This is a genomic window from Streptomyces sp. CAI-85, assembly GCF_013363615.1.
Lineage (GTDB): Bacteria > Actinomycetota > Actinomycetes > Streptomycetales > Streptomycetaceae > Streptomyces > Streptomyces antibioticus_B.
On sequence record NZ_JAANNX010000177.1, the window covers coordinates 1 to 1,548 of the forward strand.

The 1,548-nt window shown below is 69.6% G+C and carries 1 protein-coding gene; it reads right to left on the bottom strand.

What is annotated here, in order from left to right:
- Positions 1-66: 66 nt before the first annotated feature.
- On the bottom strand, positions 67-1,284 hold the full coding sequence (locus tag G6W55_RS37560) for an IS110 family transposase (protein WP_175469209.1): 1,218 nt from the start codon (positions 1,282-1,284) through the stop codon (positions 67-69).
- Positions 1,285-1,548 lie beyond the last annotated feature (264 nt).

The window sequence follows — 1,548 nt, forward strand, 5'->3', positions numbered from 1 at the left end:
GGGGGTGCCTCTATGTCTTTCGTCAAGGCATGCCTGTCAGGTTTGGGATGGTTCGGGTTGGTGGGGTTACGCGGCGAGCTCGATGTTCGCGGGCGTGCGGGATTCGTAGAAGGTGCCGTTGCGGAGCATGGCGAACAGGACGCTGATGCGTTGGCGGGCGAGGCGGAGGAGGGCCTGGGTGTGGGTCTTGCCGCGGGCTCGTTGCTTGTCGTAGTAGGCGCGGGAGGCGGGGTCGGCGTTCATGCAGGCGAAGGCGGAGAGGAACATGGCGCGTTTGAGCTGCCGGTTTCCGCCTCGCGGTGCGTGTTCGCCGTGGATCGAGGTGCCCGACTGCTTCGTGGTGGGGGCGAGGCCGGCATAGGAGGCCAGGTGGGCGGCGGTGGGGAAGCTGGTGCCGTCGCCGACGGTGACCAGCAGGACGGCGGCGGTCCTGACGCCGACGCCGGGCATCGACGTCAGGACCGGGGAAAGAGGGTGAGCCTCCAGCAAGGCGTTGATCCGGGCCCCCATCGACCGACGCTGTTCGTGGACAGCGGCGAGCGAGGCGGCCAGGGAGGGGATGACGATGTCGAGGGTGCCGGTGCCCGGAACCACGACGGTCTGCTCGTCGAGCGCGTCGAAGACATCGTCGATCAGCCGGGTGGCCATGCGCGGTGCCTTCGGGTGGATCAGCTCCACGAGTCTGCGGCGGCCGGCCTTGCGCAGGGCCGCCGGGGATCCGTGGCGCTCCAGCAGCCAGGTCACGGCCTGGTGGTCGAGGCGGGGACCCAGAACGCGCTCCAGACTCGGGTGGAACTGGGTGAGCAGGCCGCGTATCCGGTTGGACGTGCGGGTGGCCTCGGCCGCGAGGTCCTGGTCGAAGCCCACGAGGACCGTGAGTTCGGCGGTGATCTCGTCGGTCAGCTGCAGCGAGCGCAGGGTGTGCGGCATGGTGCGGGCCGCGTCCGCGATCACGGCCGCGTCCTTCGCGTCGGTCTTCGCCTCGCCCGGGTAGAGGTCGGCGATGCGCCGCATGGCCAGGCCGGGCAGATAGGCGACACGGCAGCCGGCGTCGCGGGCGACGGTCAGCGGCAGGGCGCCGATGGAAGCGGGCTGGTCGACCACGACGAGGACGGTGCCGAACTTCGCGGTCAGCTTGTCGAAGACGGCCCGCAGCTTCGGCTCGCTGTTGGGCAGGGGCTTGTCGAAGACCTTCTTTCCGCCCGGGGTCAGCCCGTGCCCGTGATGGGCACTCTTGCCGACGTCCAGGCCCAGGAACACGCCCACGTCTTCGATCTCGAACATCGCGTTCCTCCAGGCGAGTTGAACGTGCCGGCCTCGGCTCGGGTGTCGTGCTCGCGCATCCACGTTATGCAGACCTGCCGCCCGCGAACCGTCCGGCATTGCGCCGGACCGGGCGGTGGCCGGACCTCTGATCAGCGTCTCCGACGAACACCCCCGGGCCCGGTGAACACCACCCCCCAGGTCATGCCTTCGACAGGGGGCAACAGTCATACCGGGCCCGGAGGCCAGCAGCCCCGTTGCGGAGCCGCGAAAAACATAACGGGG